Source organism: Romboutsia timonensis, from assembly GCF_900106845.1.
GTDB lineage: Bacteria > Bacillota > Clostridia > Peptostreptococcales > Peptostreptococcaceae > Romboutsia > Romboutsia timonensis.
Window position 1 is genome coordinate 592,517 of the sequence record NZ_LT629850.1, and the last position, 16,386, is coordinate 608,902.

Below are 16,386 nucleotides of genomic sequence, written 5' to 3' on the forward strand. Positions count from 1 at the left end.
AATCACCTCTTTATAAGTTTAAAGTACAAAACTATTACTTATTAAATACATCATTTATTAATTTATAAAAAAATTGTTTATCAGCTATTTGAATAGATTGAATTTTATCATCTTTAGTATATAAAACTACAGCTGATTTATAGTAATTAGCTAAGTCATTTCCATTAGTTTTGTTTGTGGAGCTAATATTATTATTTAAAGGATTTACAAGACCTAACTTAGCATCTTCATTAGAGCTATAGTTAGGATGTTTGTATTGGTCCTTATGAATTACATCGTGATTAACAAGTGGATAAAAATAAAGTGTATCAGATTCATTTATAGTAGATGCAACAAAGTTAGCAGACTTTAATTTATAGGTATTATTAAAATTAGATATTGGTTTTCCTACAAATTCTTTTTTTGCATTATCTATTGAAAAATCATTATAGCAGATAGCTCCACGATTTTTAAAGAAGCTTACTTTATAATCAGCATTAGATATATTTGAAGCTGAAATAACATTATCTAAATTATCTATTTTATATGGACCATAAAGGGCATCTTTAACAACACCATCTTCATAATATATATGAAGATAAGAATCGCTAGACTGGTTATCATTATAAGAAGCTAATAAAGACACATCTTCTTTTAAATCTTCAATTGAAATAGAATTAATGTTTTTACTTTTTAACTTATCTGCATCTATGTAATAAGTTGCATAATAAGGACTTCCTAATGATTTTTCTACATCTGCAGCATTGGCATTTATTAATTTATCAATATTTAATGAGGATTGATGTATTACTTTATCTGAAGAGGGTTGATTGTAATTCATAGTACATCCAACTATTGATAAAGAAATAAGAACTGGTATAAACAGTATAGACTTTTTCATAATTAAATAGATCTCCTTTCTATATATTTTATATTTAGTATTTAGAATATAAAAAAAAATATACGTATGAATGAAAGGTCTTATTAAATATTGTAAGTTAGTAAAAAAAGACATTGCAATCAAGCAATGTCTTTTTTTATACAACAATCTCAGCATTTTCATCATCTTTAATTTTTTCTATAGTTATTCCAGTTGCACCATATATTAATGAAATTATTGGGCAAAGTAAGTTGAAAAATGCAAATGGTAAAAATGCGAAACATCCTACACCAAGAGTAGCAGACATATATGCACCACATGTATTCCATGGAATAAGTGAAGAAGTTATAGTTGCACTATCTTCTAAAGCTCTAGATAAGTTTTTAGCATCTAAACCTTGCTTTTTAAATGCATCTTTATACATACTACCTGGAATAACTATAGCTAAATATTGGTCAGCTACAGCTAAATTAGTTCCTATAGCTGTAAATATTGTTGCAAATATAAGTCCAAAAGTTCCTTTTGCAAACTTTAATATGAACTTAGCTAATGCCTCAAGCATACCTGTTTTTTCTAATATACCACCTGTAGTTAAAGCACAAATCATAAGTGATACTGTAGATAACATACTATCAAGTCCACCACGAGTTAAAAGTGCATCTACAAATTCCATTCCAGTAGAAGAAACATATCCATCTTTTGCAACTATAAATACATCAGCTAATGAAGCTCCTTGGAATACGATAGCAACAAAAGCTCCCAATAAAACACCTATTATAAGTCCTGGTATAGCTGGAACTTTTAAGATAACTAAAGCAATAACTAAAACAGGTACTAAAAGAAGTAATGGTGATAATGTATTATAATTACTCATTAATGCATTTTGTATTTGTACTATTTGACTATTATCTATATTAGAACCTGCGTATTTAAATCCGATTATACCGTAAAGTACTAATGATATAACAAGGGCAGGTGTAGTAGTATATAACATATGTTTAATATGATCAAATAGATTAGTTCCAGCCATAGCAGGAGCTAAATTTGTAGTATCCGATAAAGGAGACATTTTATCTCCAAAGTAAGCTCCAGATATAATAGCACCAGCTATTATAGGCGATGGAATGTTTAAAGCACTACCTATACCTAAAAGAGCTATACCTATAGTTCCAGCAGTAGTCCAAGATGAACCTGTAGCAACTGATACTATAGCACAGATTATAGTTGTTGCAACTAAGAATATACTAGGTGATAAAATATTAAGACCATAATATATCATACTAGGAACGATTCCTGATATAATCCAAGTACCTATTAAAACACCAACAATTAATAGGATAAGAATTGATGGCATTGTTGTATTTATTGTAGATAATATACCTTCCTCTAATTCTTTCCATGTAAAACCTAATTTAAATATAGCAATACCTGCAGTGAATATTCCACCTACTAAAAGTGGTATATGAGCGGAAATTTCATATTCCTTTAAAAATACTAATGACGTAACAAGTACTGTTACTAAAAAACCTAAACATAAAAGTGCATCAAACAAAGATGCTTGTTTTCTTTCTTTTTTCATTTCAATCTCCTCCTGTATATATTTCGAATATAACCAGTTGATAAGAAAATAGGGATTAAAAAAAGCCTAGGATAGACGTATCCTAGACTTAAGTATCAAAAAAATATTAAAAATATAGTTTTAATTTACTTAATCTAAAGATAGCCCTCCACAAATTAATGTGACAGTGTTATATATATTTTATATAACCCCAACATATAAGCTTAAAGCATCACTTATACATTTCGGCACTATTACCTTTCACTTTGCTTCATCGTGCTTAGCTCTACAAAATTACTGATTAATAGTGCAACCTCTATCATTTAGGTATATTCGATATTTACTTATAAATTATTATAGCATAAATATTTATATATAGAAAGTATAAATTTAATAAAAATTTTAGACTATATAAAATAAACTTTAAAAAATTATATTAATAATATAGAATTATTGTAGAGTAGAAACTTTTTTATATATGTTATAAAGAAACTAAACTAATAGGAGTGATTAATTTGAGTAAGAAGAAATTTTATGCTGTAAAAAAAGGATATAAAGTAGGCGTATATAATACATGGGATGAATGTAAAAAACAGGTTAATGGTTTTTCTGGGGCTGAATATAAAAGCTTCCAAACATTAGATGAAGCATATGAATATATGGGTGTTAAAAAAGATGTTAAAGTAGAAAATGGAGATTTTGTTAAAGCTTATGTAGATGGAAGTTATGAACATGCAATAAGAGAATATGGGTCAGGCGTGGTTATATTAAGAAATGATATAGTAGAAAAAACATATAGTATAAAAGGAAATGAAGAGTCGTTAGTGGGTATGAGAAATGTAGCCGGAGAAATAGAAGCATCAAAAATGGCCATGAAATATTGTATAGATAATAATATAAGATATTTAAAATTATACTTTGACTATGAAGGAATAGAAAAGTGGTGTGTTGGTGTATGGAAAGCTAATAAAGAAGGGACTATAGAATATAAGAAGTTTTATGATAGTATAAAGGATAAATTACATGTAGAGTTTATAAAGGTTAAAGCTCATAGTGGTGATAGATATAATGAAGAGGCAGATAAGCTTGCAAAAGCTGCTATAGGAATATAAAAAGTCTTGCAAATTAAGCAAGACTTTTTTATTTTGTTATACTAAATTATTGAAGTTGATTAGAATTGGCCAAATACTTGCTCTAATTCACTTTTTAATGCGTCAGGATCATAAATACTTTGATTCATATATTTTGCTAAAATATTTGCTTGGTCATAAGTTGATGTCCAAGCAAATATTCCACCAAGACAGTTTCTAAGAACATATTGTCCTTTTAAGAAAATAGATAGTGCATTATCATAGGACATTGCAAATTTACCATCTTTTACAAGGTAAGGGACTTGAGCTTGTTTATCAAAGGCTATTTCATATCCATTTTTATTTATATAATCTTTTCTAAGATCATCATAAGATTTAGTTACAGTAGCACCTAAGCGACCATAAAAAGGTACTCCAAGTAATATTTTTTCTGATGGCATACCAGCCTCAATAAGATTATTTACCATATCATCAACGCTGTATCCAGGTAATGAAAGATCTGATGGATACAGATTAGCTTGATGTTTTCTAGCATTTTCACCTGTTTCTCCTGCTGTAAAGTCATAACTCATAAGGTTAAAGTAGGTTATAAGTGGAGCTATTTTATTTATCTCAGCACTATTTCTTATATAAGCACTATCACCAGTACCTGCAACGCTTAACCAAGCATCATCTCCTAGTACGTCTCTTAATGCAGTAATCAATAAAGTGAAATTTTCCCTATCTTGAGGGCTTGATTTTATACCAGCTGCACTGCTTCCTGGATATTCCCAGTCTATGTCTATACCATCTAAACCATATTGATTCATAAGTTTTTTAGCTTCTCTAGCAAAATTATATCTAGAAGCTGGAGTTGCAGCTGCATCAGAGAAACCTTCTGTTCCCCAACCACCTATAGCTGCTATTACTTGTAGTGCTGGTTTTTCTAATTTTAATTGTACTAGCTGTCTTAAGAACCTAGGTGTAGGAACGTATAAAGTACCATCAGGGTTTATTTCAACAAAAGCATAAATTACAGCATCCAAAAGTTGAGCATCAACATTTTCTGGATTTCCTAATACATATTCCATAACTATAGGGTTAACATTAGGACAGTAGTCAATAGTTACAGGCTGAAATTTTGGATTGGTAATTTCAGGTCTAGAATTTTTAGAACTAGGTGTCTTAATTTTAGATTTACTTGAATCTTTTTTACAGTTTTTATCTGGAACAAAACAAAGATACCAATCCATACAAGAATAATCAGAATTAGCGTTGCTACATTTTTTAACTTTATTTTTTAATTCTTTATAAGTTTTTGGATATGGTAGTATAACTGGCATTCCAGGAAACCAATTTGCAGGTGTTACAACATTATCTCTATCGCTAGTCTGTAAAGCTTCTATTATTCTTAATATTTCAGGTATATTTCTACCTGTAGTTAAAGGATAATAAAGAATTGTTCTTAATATTTGTTTATCATCTATAATAAACACAGATCTTACTGTAGAAGTATTACTCATAGGTTCTGATATCATTCCATAAAGTTTTGCTATAGACATATCTCTATCTTCTATTATAGGAAAAGGAATTTCCATTCCTGTAAATTGGAATATATTATATATCCACGCAAGATGAGAACTATTACTATCAACACTAAGTCCTATAATTTCTGTATTTCTTTTTTTAAACTCATCATAATATTTAGTAAAACATAAAAATTCTGTTGTACATACTGGTGTAAAGTCGCCAGGATGAGAAAATAATACAACCCACTTACCTATATAATCAGATAGTTTTATAGGTCCGCTAGTTGTGTTAGCCTTAAAGTCCGGAGCTTTTGACCCTAAACTAGGAAGATTTGCCACATAAATCACCCCTTATATAAAATTTATCTATTTTTATTGTATTAATAATAAAGGGGGATTGTTACTCAATGAAATAATCACATTTCAAGATTGTTTTACCAAAAAAACAATAGTAATTGAAATATTTAACTAAATTTGATATATTTAATAATATAATCAATGTAAATAATTGTTGGTATATGAGGTGAAGAATTTGAAAAAAGTATGGAAAATATTTATTATGTCAGCTATTGTATGTTTTTCTTTAACACTTACACTGATGATAATAAATGCGGTAGTTGGGATATCGATAAGATTAAACTTTTATTTACTTTTATTTACTATATTAACAGCAGGATTTACAGTAGCATTAACTCTAGTTGATAGTAAAACAATATTCTATTCTAAAAAGGTTAAAAAACCTGTGAAGAGTAAAACGGTAAGAAAAACTAAAAAAGTACAATCACATACTAAAGCGAAACGAAAAATATCTTAAGACACAGCTAAATATGATTATGCTGTGTCTTTTTTTTATAAAAACTTTATTTAATACGTTATAATTTATAAGATTTTATAATAAAAAATAATTATAAAGGTAGGGGAGGGATACAATGAGGTTTAATATACTTGGAAATAGCGTAACAGGATATAAAAACTTAGTTAGAGGATCTAAGTCTCAAGACTATATTGATTATAAAGAAGAAGATAAATATATTATATGTTCAGTTGCAGATGGGCATAGTACACCTTTTTTTAAGCATAGTTTAGATGGTGCTAAATTTGCATGTGAAGCATCAATAGATGTACTTAGTGAGAATTTTGATATGGATATAGAGAAATTAGAAGAAAAGTTAATAAATTATGAAATTCAAAAGAAGATAGAATCTAGATGGAGATCTTTAGTTGAAGAGCACTATAAGAAAAATTATCCTAATGTATTTAAGATAGAATATATAAAATATTCTACAACACTTTTATCGGTTTTAATAACAGATAGTTTTATATTATATTTAAAATTAGGTGATGGGGATATAGTATTAAAAAGTAAAGATGAATATAAGGTAGTAATAAATACTAGGAATAATTTAACCGTTGACTCTTTGGGAAGAGAAGGTGAGTATATACATATAATGTATTCATTAGAAAAAATAGAAGAAAATGAAAGTATTAGTATAGCTTTATTTACTGACGGTTATTCAAATGCATTTAAGAATAAATTAGATTTATTTAATAGTATAGAAAGTACTTTACAGGAGTATAATAAAAGTATTTTTTCAAGATTTAGGCTAGTTAATACATATGTTAATTATTTAAATAGTATAAGTAAAAATATAACACATGATGATATAAGTATTGTATTTATTGTATAAAATTTTATAAATAGACTTATTATTATCAAAAAATAAATAACTACTTACTGAATATGGTTAATAATGAATATATATGCTATAATTTAATAAATGTTTGAATTAAATAAATTATTAGGCTTAAGAAAGGGACAAAATTTATGAATCTTAAGGAAAAATTTGATGAGTGTATAGATTTTATAGATTCTAAGAAAAAGGCTATAATAACAATTTCACTTTCAATATTAGGATTTATAGTTTTAATTATAATATTTTTAGTAAGTAGTGAAGAGTTAAGTGTTTCAAAAGAGTCTAACATTTTAGTTAAAAATATAGAACAAAGAAAATATTCAATTGCACTTAATAACTATGAAGACTGGGAAAAAGAATTTTCAAGATCTAAAATGAATAGACTTAATAAGTCTGTTTCTAAAAAGATTAATAAGTTACTTCTTGATAGTGGGGATAAGTATATAACAGGACAAATATCAAAAGAACAATATATAGGTCTTATAAATACTATTAATGCCTTAGAAGATATAAATGTAGATTTAAAAAAGATAATAGAGCAGGCAAAGAGAGTAGATGAAATGTATAAAGACGAAAATATAAAATATGATATTGCAATATCATACATAAATACAGCTTCTATTATAAATGGCATGGTAAATAATTTAGATATTTATAAAAATAATATAGAAGAAATAAATCAATCAAGAAAACTATATAAATCTGCATTGAAAAATCAAGATGAAAAAAAATATTATGAAGCTATAACTTCTTATGATAAAGTTTTACAAGTTGATAAAAAATACTATGAATTAGCTAATAAGAATAAAAAAGAATGTATAGAGCTTATGTATAATTATTACATAGATAAGTCGAAGGAAGCTAATAAAAATGGAGATTACGAAGAAGCACTACAATATATAGATTATATTAAAGAATATTATATAGATGATGAAACTATATTAGAACTAGAAAAACAGTACCAAACTAATTTAGCTATGTATACACTAACTACAGATGATATACTTAATTTAATTGCTAAAAAAAGTAATAAGAAAAAATCAAATTTATCTGTGAATTCATTCCAACAGATGGTTGATGATAAGAAGTATTATTATACAGAAGTATATGAACATGATACTTTAATAGATGAGGTATTAATTGATGCAAAATCTAAAAAAATATATTCTTATAAAGATTCAAATAAGGATTATAAAACAAATTATAGCGATGGATACTTTAGGGTTACATCAGATGGAAGTATTCAATTTGCAATAACTGAAGAAAAAGCACAATTTATACTAGAGAAAAAATTAGAAGAAAAACAAAATAAATATAAAAAGATTATAAGTGTATCAAATGATAAAATAGATAAATATATAGATAATAAAGTTGACTTAGATAAAAAGTTAAAAGATGATGGAGATATATACTATTATAAAGTTGTTAATAAAGGGTTATTTAAGAAAAAAGAAGTCTATATTATAAATATGTATACTGAAAAGGTGTATTTAATAGATAATGACGGTATAAAAGATTATTAAGCGTGTTTTTAGCACGCTTTAATAATTGATGCTAGTTTAAGGAGAGAGCATATGAAAAATATTAATAAAAAAATATGGATAGTATTAGGTATTATTTTATCAGTTTGTTTTATATTTATAGGAACACTAACTGTTATTATAAATGGAGATAAAATATGTAAAAATACTTATATAAATGATACTAATATAGGTGAATTAACTAAGGAACAAGCTAGTGAAAAACTAAAANTAGTTTATATTATTACTAAACAATGTAACCCAATTAAATAAATCTATAATTTTAAATATTATAATATTATTTTTAAATAATATATTAATAAAAATAAAATATATTGTAAAACTATATATGATTTAAAATTAAACAATAAAAAATTTAAAAAAATATCAAATGAAAATGAAAAATATGAAATACAGTTATGCATATATTTTATTATATATACATAATTGTATTTTTTTGTTTTTATGAATACCTTAATATACCTGATATTATAAACAATTATATTTACAATTAAATATATAAATAAGTTATAAAATGCAAGAAAAAAATACAACTAATCATTTGTCAAAAGAATAGCTACAATATACACAAAAGGCTGATTAAAAATGCACTAGACATATTAAAAAAAGGTAATATAATATAACATGTAATGAATAAAGAAACAAAATAGTTATATACTATTGAGCTTGAAGGGAGAATACGATGAGTAAAGTTAATACCGCCGTAGAAGATAATATTTTTCTAAGATATCTTGTAATAATAACAGGTATGCTAATAGCATGCATAGGTATAAATGGATTTATAAGGCCAGCACATTTGCTAAGTGGAGGGGTTCCAGGAATATCTACAGCTATAAACTATTTGACTGGAATTAATATAGGTATATTAACATTTTTAATAAACATACCAATATTTATATTAGGGTTTATATATTTAGAAAAATCATTTTGTATATCTAGTTTAATCAATATGATATTATTTTCTATATTATTAGGTTTAACTCAAAATATAGGTGATATAATCCCAGTAAATGATATATTACTTCAAAGTGTATTTGGAGGAATACTAGCTGGAATTGGATCAGGGCTTGTATTTAGAACTAAATCATCTCAAGGTGGAACGGATATAATAGCTGCAATATTAAAATTTAAAAAAAATATTCAAGTTAAGGATACAACATTAAGTATAAATATATTAATAGTTTTAGTTAGTGGAGTATTGTTTGGTATGGATTTAGCATTATATACTCTTATTGAAATGTTTTTAAGTGCTTCTGCTATGAATATTGTAAAGGATGCCATGAACTCTCAAAAATCTGTTATGGTTATATCTAGAGAAAGTGAATCTATAGCAAAAGATATAATGACTATTGTTCATAGAGGTGTAACATTCTTAGAAGCAGAAGGTGCATATACAAAAGAGAAAAAAAGAATTATATATTGCATAGTATCATCAAATGAGATACCTAAAATAAAAGAAATAGCTTTAAACTATGATAAAAAATCATTTATATCAGTAAATGATGTCACCGAAGTTAAAGGAAGAGGATTTAAAGAAAAATATTTATAAAAATGAATAAAATTTAATTTAATTAACATAATATTTAAAGAGAGGTAATGCTCTCAAAAAACTCTAGAGTTGTATAAATTTATCGGGAAGTTTATACATACGGTATAAATTACTTTAAAATTGAAAATGTTTAGTGTATTAGAGCGGGTGTCTTAATGGATTTAATGGAATCGGACAATGTCTACTCTACAAATAAAGTGTTTTATACAAAAAACACTTTATTTTTTTTTGTAAATTAAAAATATTTATAGAAAATAATACAAAATATATAATATAATAAATTTAATAATGTGATAATCTATCAATCGTATAGGAGATATAAGAGCTATGAATTTATCTAAAGAGCATTTTGATATGTATAATGAGTATACATTAAATATAAATAAAATAAAAAGAGAAGTTAATGCAATAATTAAAAGGCAAAGATTTACGGCTAGAAGATGTAAGAGAGCTTCTGAGGAAGAGATACTAGACCTTGAAATTAATAAATATGAAGAAGTAGAAAGTATAAATAAAAAGAAAATACCTAGTAAAATTTATGAATTTTCTAATGGAGATATATATATAGGGAAAATAGTAAATGGTAAAATGGATGGAATAGGAACATATAATTTTGTAGAGGGAATAGAGTATATAGGAGAGTTTAAAAATGATATGAAGAATGGTCTGGGAATGTGTACATTTAAAAGTGGTAATATCTATATAGGAAATTTTTTAGAGGATACTATAAATGGAATGGGACAGATGGTATATAAAAGTAAAGATGAATATATGGGAAACTGGTTAGATGGGAAAAAACATGGTAAAGGAATATATATATGGCGTGATAATAGCATGTATATAGGAGAATTTAAAAATAATAAAATGGATGGATATGGAGTATGTTATGATTGCCATGGAAATATAATATATGAAGGAGAATGGAAAAATAATTTAGTTCATGGCAAAGGAACGTATATATGGGAAGAAGGAAAAAGATATGAAGGTGAATTTTTACATGGTAAAAAGCATGGAGATGGAACTTTCTATTTAAATAATGAATTAGTATATGAAGGAACTTGGAAGTTTGACAAGCCTTGCATATTTGATAGAAGTTTAGATGAAATATTTGCAATAAAACTTTAGCTTTGTCTATAAAATTAGACAAAGCTATTTTTATTTAAAATATCATTAATTTAAATAAATTATATACTAGCTTAGATAATAAATGAATATAGAATAATTATATTAAGGGGTATTAATTGTTTTATAAATGTTTATTATACATAGATAGTAAATAATTATTGGAGGATGATATTTTGAAAAAAATAATCTTTATATTTTTATCTATAATATTAGTATATTCTTATTACTCTAACAGAAATACTATACAAGAAATTGAAACTATAAATACTAAATTAGCATCCAATGATACTAGAGTTAATAATAATATAAATATGGATAATTTTAAGAATATAAAAATTGGTGACAATAAAGCTTATGTAATATCTAATATAGGGAAACCATCGAGAATCGATTATAGTGAGTATAATTTTAAATGGTATGTATATAATGAGGATTTAAATAAATTTGCAATGGTAGGAATAGAGGAGGATAATGTAGTAGCTCTTTATAGTAATGGAATTGATAGTAATGAAATAGATGTAAAATTAAACTCAAATAGAGATTTTGTAAGAGAAAAATACAGTCCATTAGAATATAAGAAAAAGGGAAATACTAGATATGTTATAAACTCTGACAATCAATATGATATATTAGAAATTGGAAAAAACTATGTAACAGTTTTTTATGATATACATGAAGATAATAAAGTATGTGGATACCAAATTATAAGTAAAAAAGCAGAATCAACATTAAATGGAATCTATCCACAAGGAAATGATAGATTACAAGAAAGTTTTGAAGCTCAAACTAAAGACCTTGTAAATACTGAACGTACAAAAAATAATTTAAATATATTATCTTATAGTGAAAAAGCAACTACTAGCTCAAGAAAGCATAGTGAAGATATGATGATAAAAAATTATTTTGATCATACTAATAAAGAAAATAAAAGTCCTTTCGATAGGATGGAAGNATAATGAAGATAACATCGAGTTTAAATATAATGATAAAAAATTTATCGTTTTGGCTAAAGAAATTGATTTTTATTATGATATAGATAATACTGTAGAACAGGCATATGGATTAAATAGAAAAGGATCATTTATAGATAATTTAAAAATAACTATAAATAGCCTTAGAGGATATAAAAATACTCTTAAATTATCTATTAACTATAATAAAGATAAGCTTAAATCGTATATAGAGGGATTGTCAAAAGATATAAATGTTTCTATGAAGAATGCAAGTATAAAAATTGAAAACTCTAATATAAAAATACAAAAGGATGAAGAGGGAGTAAATTTACAAGTAGATGAAAGTTTAAATAATGCTATAAATGAACTAGAGAAAGGAAATACATTAATAAACTTAGTGGTTGAAAAAATACAACCAGATGTAAAAGAGGAAAGTTTAGAGAAGGTAGATACAATGCTTGGAACATATTCTACTAAATTTGACTCATCTGTTTCAGGAAGAAGTCATAATGTGGCGTTGGCTGCAAAAAGTACTAGTGATGTAATACTTATGCCAGGTGAAAGTTTTTCTTATAATGAACATACCGGAACAAGAACTATAAGTAATGGATATAAAAATGCTCCTGTAATAGTACAAGGTGTAGTACAAGAAGGTATAGGTGGTGGAGTATGTCAAGTATCCTCAACACTTTATAATGCAGTTTTATATGCTGGATTAGAGATAGAATCTATTAAAAATCATTCAATACCTTCATCATATGTACCTAAGGGTAGAGATGCCACTGTTAGTGATGGTGCAATAGATTTTATATTTAAAAATAATTTAAAGTATCCTGTTTATATAAAGAATTCAGTTTATGGGAATACTTTAACTTGTACAATATATGGAAGCAATGAAGATAAACAAAAAATAGAAATACTAACTAATACAGATAGTGTATCTGAAGCTCCGATTAAAAAAGTCGATGATCCAACATTACCTAAAGGAGAAGATAAGCAGTTAGAGGCTGGTAGAAAGGGATATACTGTATCTACATATAGAATATATAAAGATAATAATGGAAATGTATTAAAAAAAGAAAAGGTATATGTATCGTACTATCCTAAAAAACAAGGGGTAGTGGCGGTTGGAACAATGGAGGCTCCTATAGTTGAAGAAGAAACTACTCCTGTAGAGAATATACCTTCTGAAGATGTAGTTCCTCCTAATAATGTAGAGGTTAATCCAGAACAAGAAACAGAGTCTATATTTGAAGAATCGCCAATTTCAAATAATTAAAATATAAAAAGAATAAACTTAAAATGTATATAAAATGACCTTTATAATTTGAGGTCATTTTATTTTTATGTATAGAAAAATAGCAAAAAATGTATAGTTTTGACTTGATATAGCAAATGTGATATCTTAATTATATAGAAATGGAGGAGATTATTATTTTAGGTAAAAGTATAATAAATGATATAAGAATGATGGATAAAAAGAGTCTAGATATATCTTTAATACAAGATGATAAATCAGATATAACATTTTTTAATATAGATGAAGAAGAAAGTAATGAAACATTAAAAGCATTAAAGCAAAGTTATGTTACTACTAATTATAAAGAAGAAACTATACTTAATTTACAAAATACATTAAATAGTTCTTCAGATGATGCATCTAAGGAGTTAAAAATAGAATCTTATAAAAAATATAATGAAGCTTTAAATTTAGCGAGTAGAAATTATATTACTACAGCTACAGAAATTATAGAAAAAGCGTCAGAACTTAACCCAAAAGATGTGGATATCTTAAATTTAAGAGGATTATTAAAACTTTTAACGTGTGATTTTTCAAAGTCATTTGAAAGTTTTTATACTGCAATGTGTTATGGGAATAACGAACTATCAAGAAAATATGTGGATATATTATCTTCAGATGAGTTTAAAGTCTTCTTAGGAAGGTATAATCACTCTATAAGATTTATAAATGAAGATTTAAATCAAGAGTCTATACATATATTAAATAATATTATAGAGGAAGACCCAGATTTGATAGAGCCTTATGTTATACTAGCGTTACTTTATGATAAAATGGGGAATCTAAAAAAGAAAGAGTATTATTTAGATAGATTAGAACAAGTGGATAAAGATAATCCTTTATTTGAAAACAAAATAAAAAGTGAAGATAAAGAAACTAAGGTTGTTGAGAAAAAAACTAAAAAGAAAATAAATATTATGCCGTATGCAATAGCGGGTATATTAGCCATTAGTATGGTAGCTTATCATATAAGTAATAAAAATAAAATAGAAAGTCTAAACGCTCAGTTAAATAAAAAAGATGAAAAAATAGAAGAGATAGATAAGCAGCTAAGTGAAACTTCTGAAAAATTAGATGAAACAAATCAGGAATTAGATAAAACAAATCAGCAACTAGATGAAGCTAAGAAACAAGAAATGCTAGTTTCTAGTGAGGTAGATTTATATCAAAAGGCACTTGAATTAAAGGCTAGTAAAAATTATAAAGATGCTATAACGTATTTTAAGAAGGTAATTGAATATGGAAAAACTAAAAAATATATTTCAGAATCAATATACCAAGTAGCATTTTTAAGCGAGAAAACTAAAAATTATGATCAAGCAGTAAAATATTATAAAAAGTATATAAATACTTATACTAAAGAGGATCAATACTATGATGATGCTTTCTATCAATTAGGAATGTTATACTATGAAAATGGTGATTTAGAAAATGCTAAAAAGACATTTTATGGAATGAGAAGTGAAGTTCCAGATAGTATGTATAATAACTCAAAGGTAAAAGAAATTTTATCAAAGTAAAATAACACTAAACCATAGGAATACTATACTCTACCAAATAAAAAGTAAACTAACAATACTAATATACTTATTATTTGGTAGGAGGTAAACTATTATATACAAAAGAATTGTTCCTTTCCATACTTATAGATGGTAAGTAAGGATTTATAAATAAAGATATAGTAATAAATACTATATTTGAAGTTGTATCTAATTTAAGCGATTGATTACTAGAATTAGAATAAATAAAATGTGGGGATTTTTAAATTAATCTTGTAGTATCTAAATAATCCTATCTTTTATTATGCATTAGATGTTGAAGATTGGTATGCACAAGTAATTCAAGGTAATAATAGTAATTATATAGATAAACAAGATAAACTTTTTATATAGTTTAGAAATTATATATTATAAAAATAAAAGTTAAAATGATTTATTACTTTAACTTTAAAACTATGACGATTTTTAGGAGACAAATATGAAAACACTAAATCAACTGGCAATAATATTAGGTTTATGGGCCTTAGGTGAATATATTAGTTCATTTATACAAGGTGTAGTTGTTATCCCGGGTAGTATAATAGGTATGATATTATTGTTTATACTACTTAAAGCTAAGGTTATAAAATTAGAAAGTATAAATGAAGTAAGTAATTTCTTTTTAGATAATATGGCTATATTTTTTATACCAGCAGGAGTTTCATTAATTAAATCCTTAGATCTTATATCAGATAATGTATTTGTATTATTAATTACAATATTTATAAGTACTATTATAGTTATGTATGTAACTGGTAAATTAGTTGACATTATGATAAATAAAAAGTCTAAGGAGAATTGATTATGTATAATGTATTTGACACAGAAATTTTTGGAGTAATACTTACAATATTATTTTTTAATATAGGAATATATATACAGAAAAAAACTAATAAGCCTATATTTAATCCATTGCTTATAGCTATTCTAGGTATTATATTATTTTTAAGTATAACTAAGATTCCTTATGAAAGTTACAAGTTAGGAGGGGATAGAATAAACTTCTTTTTAGGTCCTGTAACAATTGTATTAGCAGTTCCTTTGTACAAGCAGTTTGATTTATTTAAAAAATACTTATTAGAGATATTAATTGGTATAAGCTGTGGAGTTGTGGTATCTTTTATATCAATAAAATTAATAGGACACTTTACTAATGCTGATGTAGATATAATAAATTCATTAATACCAAAGTCAATAACTACACCTATGGGTATATCTTTGACAAAAACACTAAATGGAGTAGAAGCAATAACAGTAGTATCTATAATATTAACAGGGATATTAGGTGCTATTATATCTCCTATAGTATTTAAAATAGGAAAAATAAATAATCCTGTAGCAAAAGGAATTGCATTAGGTACTTCAGCACATGCATTAGGTACTACTAAAGCATTAGAAATGGGAGAAGTTGAAGGTGCAATGAGTGGACTATCTATAGGGATTTCAGGAATAATTACAGTTATTTTAATACCTATAATAATAAATTTTATGTAGCGTTTAAATAGTTTATATTATTACTAAACAATGTAACCCAATTAAATAAATCTATAATTTTAAATATTATAATATTATTTTTAAATAATATATTAATAAAAATAAAATATATTGTAAAACTATATATGATTTAAAATTAAACAATAAAAAATTTAAAAAAATATCAAATGAAAATG

The 16,386-nt window shown here is 25.6% G+C and carries 14 protein-coding genes and 1 riboswitch; of the genes, 11 read left to right on the plus strand and 3 right to left on the minus strand.

Going from position 1 to position 16,386, the window contains the following annotated elements:
- Window positions 1-34 precede the first annotated feature (34 nt).
- Window positions 35-880, minus strand: a complete 846-nt coding sequence (locus tag BN7997_RS05455; RefSeq protein ID WP_071119847.1) for a hypothetical protein — start codon at window positions 878-880, stop codon at window positions 35-37.
- 136 nt (window positions 881-1,016) lie between these two features.
- The gene (nhaC, locus tag BN7997_RS05460) at window positions 1,017-2,438 is read right to left on the minus strand and encodes a Na+/H+ antiporter NhaC (RefSeq protein ID WP_071119848.1); all 1,422 of its coding nucleotides are present in this window, start codon (window positions 2,436-2,438) and stop codon (window positions 1,017-1,019) included.
- A 133-nt stretch (window positions 2,439-2,571) separates the two neighbouring features.
- Window positions 2,572-2,744: riboswitch (Lysine riboswitch) on the minus strand.
- 179 nt (window positions 2,745-2,923) lie between these two features.
- Here nhaC and BN7997_RS05465 point away from each other — a divergent pair.
- Window positions 2,924-3,529, plus strand: a complete 606-nt coding sequence (locus tag BN7997_RS05465; protein WP_334292253.1) for a ribonuclease H family protein — start codon at window positions 2,924-2,926, stop codon at window positions 3,527-3,529.
- Between the two features lie 59 nt (window positions 3,530-3,588).
- On the opposite strand, the gene BN7997_RS05470 is transcribed toward BN7997_RS05465, so the two are convergent.
- The gene (locus BN7997_RS05470; RefSeq protein ID WP_071119849.1) at window positions 3,589-5,355 is read right to left on the minus strand and encodes a peroxiredoxin; all 1,767 of its coding nucleotides are present in this window, start codon (window positions 5,353-5,355) and stop codon (window positions 3,589-3,591) included.
- Between the two features lie 193 nt (window positions 5,356-5,548).
- On the opposite strand from BN7997_RS05470, the gene BN7997_RS05475 reads away from it, so the two are divergent.
- The 10 genes from BN7997_RS05475 to BN7997_RS05525 all read left to right on the plus strand — a co-directional run bounded on the left by BN7997_RS05475 (window position 5,549) and on the right by BN7997_RS05525 (window position 16,210).
- Window positions 5,549-5,830 (plus strand): hypothetical protein, encoded by a 282-nt coding sequence (locus BN7997_RS05475; RefSeq protein WP_071119850.1) that lies wholly within the window; start codon window positions 5,549-5,551, stop codon window positions 5,828-5,830.
- 115 nt (window positions 5,831-5,945) lie between these two features.
- Window positions 5,946-6,704, plus strand: a complete 759-nt coding sequence (locus BN7997_RS05480) for a PP2C family serine/threonine-protein phosphatase (RefSeq protein ID WP_071119851.1) — start codon at window positions 5,946-5,948, stop codon at window positions 6,702-6,704.
- 137 nt (window positions 6,705-6,841) lie between these two features.
- On the plus strand, window positions 6,842-8,233 hold the full coding sequence (locus BN7997_RS05485; RefSeq protein WP_071119852.1) for an outer membrane protein assembly factor BamD: 1,392 nt from the start codon (window positions 6,842-6,844) through the stop codon (window positions 8,231-8,233).
- 700 nt (window positions 8,234-8,933) lie between these two features.
- Window positions 8,934-9,800: a YitT family protein gene (locus BN7997_RS05495; RefSeq protein WP_071119854.1), complete on the plus strand. Its 867-nt coding sequence runs from the start codon at window positions 8,934-8,936 to the stop codon at window positions 9,798-9,800.
- A 327-nt stretch (window positions 9,801-10,127) separates the two neighbouring features.
- The gene (locus BN7997_RS05500) at window positions 10,128-10,925 is read left to right on the plus strand and encodes an MORN repeat-containing protein (RefSeq protein WP_071119855.1); all 798 of its coding nucleotides are present in this window, start codon (window positions 10,128-10,130) and stop codon (window positions 10,923-10,925) included.
- A gap of 311 nt (window positions 10,926-11,236) precedes the next feature.
- On the plus strand, window positions 11,237-11,881 hold the full coding sequence (locus BN7997_RS05505) for a CAP domain-containing protein (RefSeq protein ID WP_456300064.1): 645 nt from the start codon (window positions 11,237-11,239) through the stop codon (window positions 11,879-11,881).
- A 46-nt stretch (window positions 11,882-11,927) separates the two neighbouring features.
- The gene (locus BN7997_RS05510) at window positions 11,928-13,157 is read left to right on the plus strand and encodes a VanW family protein (RefSeq protein ID WP_143023171.1); all 1,230 of its coding nucleotides are present in this window, start codon (window positions 11,928-11,930) and stop codon (window positions 13,155-13,157) included.
- A 140-nt stretch (window positions 13,158-13,297) separates the two neighbouring features.
- Window positions 13,298-14,698: a tetratricopeptide repeat protein gene (locus tag BN7997_RS05515; RefSeq protein WP_071119858.1), complete on the plus strand. Its 1,401-nt coding sequence runs from the start codon at window positions 13,298-13,300 to the stop codon at window positions 14,696-14,698.
- A 457-nt stretch (window positions 14,699-15,155) separates the two neighbouring features.
- On the plus strand, window positions 15,156-15,518 hold the full coding sequence (locus BN7997_RS05520) for a CidA/LrgA family protein (protein ID WP_071119859.1): 363 nt from the start codon (window positions 15,156-15,158) through the stop codon (window positions 15,516-15,518).
- A 2-nt stretch (window positions 15,519-15,520) separates the two neighbouring features.
- The gene (locus BN7997_RS05525) at window positions 15,521-16,210 is read left to right on the plus strand and encodes an LrgB family protein (RefSeq protein WP_071119860.1); all 690 of its coding nucleotides are present in this window, start codon (window positions 15,521-15,523) and stop codon (window positions 16,208-16,210) included.
- Window positions 16,211-16,386: the final 176 nt, after the last annotated feature.